The organism is Mesorhizobium sp. M4B.F.Ca.ET.089.01.1.1, from assembly GCF_004022605.1.
Lineage (GTDB): Bacteria > Pseudomonadota > Alphaproteobacteria > Rhizobiales > Rhizobiaceae > Mesorhizobium > Mesorhizobium abyssinicae.
Window position 1 is genome coordinate 1 of record NZ_RZOS01000261.1, and the last position, 7,990, is coordinate 7,990.

Consider the following 7,990-nt stretch of genomic DNA (forward strand, 5'->3'; position numbering starts at 1 on the left):
CGGGCACCGTGCGCGGTCTTAACGCGCGCACGATCTCGATCAGCACGGCCGGGCCGAGCTTCTGAAACAACGGCACGGCGGCGACCAATCGCCAATTGCGGACGAAATCCTCGCGACGGACTTCCTGATAGAAGCCGGTGGCAAGAATGCCGGCCCAGAGCGCGAAGATACCGATGCCACTCATCATCACCAACCCGGCAAGGACGCGGCCGGCGAAGCTTTGCGGAATCTCGTCGCCGTAGCCGGTGGTGGACAGAGTAACCACCGCCCACCACATTGCCTGGGGGATGCTGCCGAACTTTTCCGGTTGGATGTCGCGCTCGATGACAAAGGCCGCGAGCGCGACGCCGAACAGAACGACGCCGAAGAGCGTGGTGACGCCGATCAGATTGCGCGCTTCGTTGGCCAGCACCCTGCCCAGCACCGGGAAGAAAGTCGAGTCGCGCAGCGGTTTCAGCAACCACACAGCACAGTAGAGGCTGCGGTCGGGCGTACGGACGAGCAGAAATGCGGCGAGTGGAACCAAGACCGCGAGCACATCGATGGCGATTTCAGGCGTCCTGTTGCGCACGTCTCCCGCCCGGCGCTTGAGCAGCGTCCCAGCCAGTTGCAGAAGATAGGCGCCCCAAATGACAGCGAGCACGGCAGCCAAGGCCAGTCTGCTGCGTCCGGACATGTCGGGTATCGTGAGCGCAGCCACCGCCAGAAGCCCAGGCGCAGCCAGCACCGCGTTGAGCGGCGCGTAAATTCTCAGGAAAGGCAGTACCGACATTTTATGCCCACGAGCCGCTACCACCCTGCAAAATAGAATGCCTTCAAGGCAAGCGCAAAGGTGCCTGCTATCGCTGCGACGTGCATCAACACGGTGAACCAACAGTCCGCGATTGCTTCGCGACCCGGCGTGAACAGGCAGGCCGACGAGGATGACCTGTCTCGGCCAATCTAGTCGCCCACCCGCCGCAGCGTGCCGAGATGATTGTCGTCGAGAAACCCGATGGTGATCGCCGATGCCTTGCCGTCGGGGCCGACGGCAAAGCTGACGCCCGTCGGCCTGTCCGGCATCTCGGCATCGGGGTAGGTCAGGAACAGGTCGCCGTCGAAATGCGTCAGGGAATAGGACCGGGCGCCGGCCGGCCCGACCTTGAGGACAAGGCTGTCTCCCGCGCTCGACACGTCCGCTTCGCCGATGAAGTCGTTGGCGTAGCGGCCGGCATAGGCGCTGGCCAGCCGGGCCGGCCTCGAGGGCGACGGTGCCGCGGCAAAGGTGGCCTTGGCCGCCTCGACCACCGGACCGAACATGCCGGAATAGATCGCGTCCCATGCCTTGACCCAATCCTTCTCGACCGAACCGTCGAAGGCGAGATCGGCGAAGCTGTCGGACAGCCCTTCGGGGACGCCGGTCGGAAAAGCGTTGGCGAGGATGACGATGCCAAGTTTCTCCTTCGGGAAGATCGTCACCAGGGTACGCGCCCCAACGCTGAAGGCGCCGGCATGGCCCCAGCTCAAACCGTGCCGGCCGAATTCGACGTTCCAGCCGAGGCCGTAGAAGGACTCGCCGCCGGACACCGGGTTCTTGCCGCGCGTCATCAGCGGCACATGCGTCTGGTCCAGCGCATCGGCGGCAATCAGCGTCTTGCCGGCATAGACCCCGTCGCCCAGCAGCAGGCGCGCCCATTGCGCGAGATCGCGCGCGGTGGAGCTGACGCCGCCGGCGGGCGCCTGCGCATCCGGATCGCGCCTGATCTTCGCGGCCCAGGCGCCATCGACCCTGACGTGGAGTGCGGCGCGGTTCGCGTGCTTGACGAAATCCGCATGACGCGAGCTGGTCGAGGCCATGCCGAGCGGGCGGTAGAGTTTTTCCTCCGCGACCTCCTCCCAGGACTTGCCTGTCGGCATTGCGGCCGCGACGGCCCCCTCGGTCAGCCCGAAGTTGCTGTAGGAATAGCCGGCGCGAAAGCTCGACGACGGCGGCACGAAGCGCAGGCGGCGCAGGATCTCGGCGCGGTCGTAGCCAATGTCCTCGAGATCGTCGCCGGCGGTGCCCGGTAGGCCGCTGCGGTGCGAAAACAGGTCGCGGATGGTGAGCTCGCTCGTCGGATAAGGCTCGGCCAGGCGGAAAGCCGGATCGAGATCGGCGATCTTGGAGTTCCAGGACACGGCTCCATCGCTGACCAATGCCGCGACGACGGTGGCGGAGACCGGCTTGGACAGCGATGCGATCTGGAAAACTGTGTCGGCGTCGACGGATTCGGGTTTGCCGGCCTCGCGATGACCGAACCCCTTGAGGAAGATCACCTCGTCGCCATGCACGACGGCGATGGCCAGACCGGGGACGGCACCGTCCGTCACGGCGGCCTCGGCCAGCGCTTCGAGCTTTGGCAAGGAAGCGGCGATGCGCTCGGGCGTGATGGGGTCGGCCGACGCTGCACAAGGCAAAAGCGCGATCGCGGCGATGGCGGCCCATATCCTCAAATGACAGAGATTCCGATCAAGCCGCATCGCGCCCCTCCCTCCCTGCATTCACCGGGCCATGCTACAGGCCGGCGCTGGCGAGGCCAAGCCGCGATCGACTTTCGCCGCAATCGACCCCGGCGCGGATTTCGGGCAAGCTGCACCGAGCGACCTGCCATGGAAAGATGGCAAGCCGTTGAGGGAGGATTGCGATGACCAAGACGCCAGCGGCGCCCAGCCTGCCGCGCTACGAGGACGCCGTCGAGCGCTTCCGCATGGAGGATGAAGTCGCCCGGCTGCATGGCGATCCGGCGACTGGCATCAATGCCTATGTCGAGTGCTGCGGCCGCTACACCGGCGAAAACCGGCTGGCGCTGCGCGCCATCTCGGCGGGCGGGGAGTTGCGCGAGTTTAGCTTCGACGATCTCGCCGATATGTCGGGGCGCGCCGGCAACATGCTGAAGGCGCTTGGCGTCGGCCCCGGCGACGTCGTCGCCGGCATGCTGCCGCGCATCCCCGAGCTGGTGGCGCTGATCCTCGGCGCCTGGCGCATCGGCGCGGTCTACCAGCCGCTGTTCACCGCCTTCGGGCCGAAAGCGATCGAGCATCGCCTGAGCTACAGCAAGGCAAAGCTGGTGGTCACCAATCCGGCCAATCGCGGCAAACTCGACGAGGTGGAGAACCATCCGCGTATCGCCACCATCCTTGGCGCGGGCGAGGCCCTGCCCGCCGGCGACATCGATTTCCGCGCCGCCGTTGCCGCCGCCTCCCCCGATTGCCAACCAGTGATGCGCAAGGGCTCGGACCTGTTTCATGATGATGTCGACCTCCGGCACGACCGGCCATCCAAAGGGCGTGCCGGTGCCGCTCGGCGCCCTGCTCGCCTTCGGCGCCTATATGCGCGACGCGATCGGGCTGCGGCCCGGGGATGTGTTCTGGAACATCGCCGATCCCGGCTGGGCGTACGGGCTCTACTATGCCATCACCGGCCCCTTGCAGCTCGGCACCGCCACCACCTTCTACGAGGGCGCCTTCAACGCCAAGAGCACCTACGACATCATCGAGCGGCTGGGCGTTACCAGCCTTGCCGGCTCGCCCACCGCCTATCGCCTGCTGATGGCGGAAGGCGCCGCGGCTGCCGCCCGTGTCAAGGGTAAGCTGCGCGTGGTGAGCAGCGCCGGCGAGCCGCTCAACCCGGAAGTGATCCGCTGGTTCGATGCCAACCTCGCCGCGCCGATCCACGACCACTACGGCCAGACCGAGAACGGCATGATGGTCAACAACCATCATGGGCTGGCGCACGGCGTGCGCGCTGGCTCGGCAGGTTTTGCCATGCCGGGCTACCGCATGGTGGTTCTGGACGAGGCGGGTAACGAGCTTGGGCCGAACCAGCCGGGCATCCTCGCCGTGGACATCGCCAAATCGCCGCTGCGCTGGTTCGAAGGCTACCACCAGGCCGAAACGCCGGCGATCGCCGGCGGCTATTACCGCACCGGCGACACGGTGGAATACGAGCCGGACGGTTCGGTCTCCTTCATCGGCCGCGCCGACGACGTCATCACCTCGGCCGGCTACCGCATCGGGCCGTTCGACGTCGAGAGCGCGCTGATCGAGCACCCTGCGGTCAACGAGGCAGCGGTGGTCGGCGTGCCCGATCCGCAGCGTACCGAGATCGTCAAGGCCTTCGTCGTGCTGGCGTCGGCCTTCAAAGGCAGCGAGGCGCTGGCCGAGGAGCTTGCCCAGCATGTGAAGAAACGGCTCTCGGCGCATGCCTATCCGCGCGAGGTCGAGTTCGTGACCGAACTGCCGAAGACGCCGAGTGGCAAGATCCAGCGGTTCCTGCTCCGGAAGGCCGAGGTGGAGAAGCGGAAGGCCGGATAAAGATTTGTCGATCCGCCGATTTCCGCCACGCAAAAGCCGCCAAGTCGGGCGAAGGCTCGCAAGGGCTTTTGATCGCTAACTTGGGGGCTATGTCATGCGGTTGATCTGGACACTTCTCTTCATGCTTGCAGGCAGCGCGGCACTCGCTGCCTCGCCGGAGGACGACTATATCGCCGCGCGCGACAAGGCGATTTCCGACATCGCAGCACAGGAAAGCGCGAACGCTGTCGTGGAAACGCTCGATGCCCAGAATACGAAGGCGATGGCCGATCTCCAGACGCGTCTTTCGGCCCTGCTCGGCCCGCTGGCGGTCAAGGATTTTCCGGCAGCCGGCACGATCAATCTGCAGAGCCTCAGCGACTCCGATATCGGTTTCGGCATGCTCGACGGGCTGAGATATACTACCAGCGACAACGGCCCGAGCCTTGTCGCGACGACGCGCGGGCTTGCCGAGCGGTGGCTCAAGTCCAGGGCCGACGAGACCGATGAGAACCTCAGGCTGCCGGCCGGCATCGACGCGGCGCTGAAGCTCGACGCCTTCTACACCCAGGCCATCGGCGCCGACGCCGCCTTCGTCAGCACGCTCGACTTTCCGCTGAAGAAACCGGAAGGCGCCGACATGGCGTTCGCGCGGCTTGGCGGCTGGACCCAGGATGTCGGGCCGATCTACGACCAGCAGGTCATCGTCACGCTGGTCAAGGGCGATCGCGTGCTGATCGCCGAGGCGCCAGCCGCACCGCCCGTCCCGAAGATCGCGGCCTGCGATGCCTTGTGGACCGCGGCCGACGCCGGCGCCCAGAAATTCCAGGAGGCCTACCAGGCTTCGGAGCTCAAGGACGAAAAGGCCTACGATGCCGCCAACGCCGCCTGGGAAAAAGGCGACGGCGACTACCGCGCCTGCATGGGCGAGCATCTGCCCGGCGACCCGGCCTTCCCTGCCCTGCTTGCCCACGCGCAGGAGCTCGCCGATCACATGGCGGGAAAGTAGGCGCGGCGCTCAGCGGCCACGGACAGTTTCGCATCTATTCGGACGAATTCCTGGCCTCGGCGCAGCGTTTCTGGTGAGTGATGTAGTCCGCCATATAGCGGTCGAGGGCGGCGCGGAATTCTTCTTCGCGTGGGCGCTTGTTGCTCACTGGAACCGTTTGCTCGGTCTCCGTCTCAAACCCGATAGGGTGGAAAACAATGGCGGACATTGCGGCTCTCCTGTCTCGAAACGCAGTGACAGAATGAGCCGGACCGACGGTTTTCGTCCCTGGCGCGCGGCCGAATAGTTCCGAAAAGCTCCGAAAAGATGCTAGTTTGCGCCATGGTGGGGAAACGGTTCGTCTTCGGCCCGTTCGAGCTCAACCCGGAGGCGGGAACGCTGCTCCGGCAAGGCATGCCCGTTGCCGTCGGTTATCGCGGCGTGCTGCTCTTGGCCGCACTCGTGGAGCGGCCCGGCGAAGTGCGGTCCAAGACCGAGCTGATGAATGCGGCGTGGCCGCATGCGGCGATCGAGGAAAGCAACCTCTCCGTACAGATCGCATCGCTGCGGAGACTGCTTGGGTCAGGGCCAGATGACGGCGAATGGATCGCGACCATCCCGCGGATCGGCTACCGCTTCGCTGGCGTGGTGGATTGCCTCGACAGGGCCGCGCCGCCATCCGAGGGCGCGGCGGCCGGGCCATCCATCGCCGTGCTGCCTTTTGCCAATCTCAGCGACGATGCCGAGCAGCAGTATTTTGGCGATGGCCTCGCCGAAGACATCATCACCCGGCTTGCACGGCTGCGCTGGCTGTTCGTCTCGGCCCGCAACGTTCACCTATGGGGGCAAGGCGGTCGACGTGAAGCAGATCGGGCGCGAACTCGGCGTGCGCTATGTGCTCGACGGAAGCGTGCGCCGTTCCGGGCAGCGGCTCAGGATCAATGCCAGGGTGAGCGACGCCGATACCGGGCGCCAGATCTGGGTGCAGCGCTACGATGCCGAGATCGCCGATTTCTTCGCGCTGCAGGACGAGATCTCCGAAAGCGTGATCGGCGCCATCGAGCCGAGGCTCTATGTGGCCGAGCACGAGCGTTTCCAGGGCCGGTTGCCCGGCAATCTCGACGCCTGGGGGTTTGTTATGAAAGCGATGCCCTATGTCTGGACCTGGGCTTCCGTGCCGGATTTCGAGATCGCTGAGCGGCTGTTGAAAAAGGCCATCGACATCGATCCCGACTATCCGCGCGCCAACTGCCTGATTGCCTGGGGCCTGGCCGCAAAGGCGATGCTTGGGCTGGCCGACGCCGAAGTCGCCTTGCCGACCGCCCACGACATGGCGCAACGGGCGATCCGCAGCGACCCGGAGGACCCCTGGACGCACTTCGCCACCGGCTTCGTGCATATGGCGTCGCGTCGCTTCGAGCCAGCCGTGAAGGCCCTGTCCGAGGCGATCACCCTCAATCCGAGCCTCGCCTACGCGCACATGATCCTTGGATCGACCTATGCCTATGCGGGCATGCCAGACGACGGCCTGCACCAAGTCGCCCTGGCCGACCGGCTAAGCCCACGCGACTTCACGCAGGCCGGCAGCCTTTCCGTCGCCGGGCTCTGTCATTTCATGGCCGGGCGTTATGCAGAGGCCGCCGATTTCGAACGGCGGGCGGTGGATCTCAGGCAGAATTTCGGCACCGCCTGGCGTACATACGCCGCTTCGGCCGGCATGGCGGGCGATCGCGCCGCCGCGATCCATGCCCTGTCGCAGGCACGGCGCCTGCATCCTTCCGTGTCCGTGGATTGGGTCGAGAAATACCACCCCATCGTCCACGACAAGGATCGCGCCCGCTATATCGAGGGACTGCGCGTCGCCGGGCTCGACTGACCGACAGGACTTTCCGTCAGTATGCGCCGCATTTCCGCAGCCACGGGCCTTTGGCGGGGCACGGGGAAATATCCGTATGACCTGCGTCACGATAGGCCAATACTGAAACTTCTGGCCTGCATGGAAGTCTAAATTTAAGCACTTTCTACTAAGTTCGACCGATGGGCTATCGTCCACGAAAGGCATTTGGGTCGAATTGGCCAGAACGGATTTCAGCATAGGCCGCGTCAGGCAGGCCGTTTTTTCCCCCGCCAACTTGCCGGCGGCGATAGCGTTCGTCGTGCTTTTGGTCTGCGCCGTCGTTGCCGACCAGCAGAACAGGAAGGTCTCCGATCAGCTGGCGCGCGCCGATGTCCTGGCCAAGGTCAACATCATCCGGGCCAAGCTCGAGGGCAACATCAACGGCAATCTTCAGCTCACCCAGGGCCTGGTATCGGCCATCGTCACCGAGCCGTATCTGGGCCAGCAGAGATTTGCCTCGCTTGCCGGCAATCTGTTCGAGCAGAAGTCGCAGTTGCGCAACATCGCCGGCGCGCCGGACCTCGTCATCTCGCTGATGTACCCGATGAAAGGCAACGAGAAGGCGATCGGCCTCGATTACCGCAAGAACGAGGCGCAACGGACGGCAGCGCTGCGGGCGCGCGACCGGCGCGAACTGGTGTTCGCCGGGCCGGTCAACCTGGCGCAAGGCGGGCGCGGCTTCATCGGCCGCATCCCGGTCTTCGTGCCGACGGCGGGCGGTGGCGACCGCTTCTGGGGCATCATTTCGGCGGTTGTCGATGTCGACCGGCTCTACGCGGCAAGCGGCCTTACCG

General features: G+C 65.4%; 6 protein-coding genes and 1 pseudogene. 4 read left to right on the forward strand and 3 right to left on the reverse strand.

Features of this window, described 5'->3' with window-relative positions; genetic code table 11:
• Both EN780_RS21895 and EN780_RS21900 read right to left on the reverse strand, forming a co-directional pair.
• Positions 1-772, reverse strand: a 772-nt coding sequence (locus tag EN780_RS21895) for a cyclic nucleotide-gated potassium channel (protein ID WP_128275302.1), incomplete at its 3' end; no start/stop codon positions are given.
• Positions 773-942: 170 nt separating this feature from the next.
• Positions 943-2,499: a serine hydrolase gene (locus tag EN780_RS21900; RefSeq protein ID WP_128275303.1), complete on the reverse strand. Its 1,557-nt coding sequence runs from the start codon at positions 2,497-2,499 to the stop codon at positions 943-945.
• A gap of 164 nt (positions 2,500-2,663) precedes the next feature.
• Between EN780_RS21900 and EN780_RS21905 the strand changes: the two are divergent.
• Positions 2,664-4,332: pseudogene (locus EN780_RS21905) on the forward strand (acyl-CoA synthetase).
• Between the two features lie 121 nt (positions 4,333-4,453).
• A complete protein-coding gene (locus EN780_RS21910) occupies positions 4,454-5,320 on the forward strand; it encodes a hypothetical protein (protein WP_245500055.1) in 867 nt (288 codons plus the stop codon).
• Positions 5,321-5,354: 34 nt separating this feature from the next.
• Here EN780_RS21910 and EN780_RS38880 read toward each other — a convergent pair whose 3' ends face one another.
• Positions 5,355-5,528: a hypothetical protein gene (locus EN780_RS38880; protein ID WP_189556646.1), complete on the reverse strand. Its 174-nt coding sequence runs from the start codon at positions 5,526-5,528 to the stop codon at positions 5,355-5,357.
• A 630-nt stretch (positions 5,529-6,158) separates the two neighbouring features.
• Here EN780_RS38880 and EN780_RS40740 point away from each other — a divergent pair.
• Together EN780_RS40740 and EN780_RS21920 are read left to right on the forward strand one after the other, a co-directional pair.
• Complete coding sequence (locus EN780_RS40740) at positions 6,159-7,175, forward strand: tetratricopeptide repeat protein (RefSeq protein WP_245500057.1); 1,017 nt, start codon at positions 6,159-6,161, stop codon at positions 7,173-7,175.
• A 196-nt stretch (positions 7,176-7,371) separates the two neighbouring features.
• On the forward strand, positions 7,372-7,990 hold a 619-nt coding region (locus tag EN780_RS21920), incomplete at its 3' end, for a CHASE domain-containing protein (protein WP_245500060.1).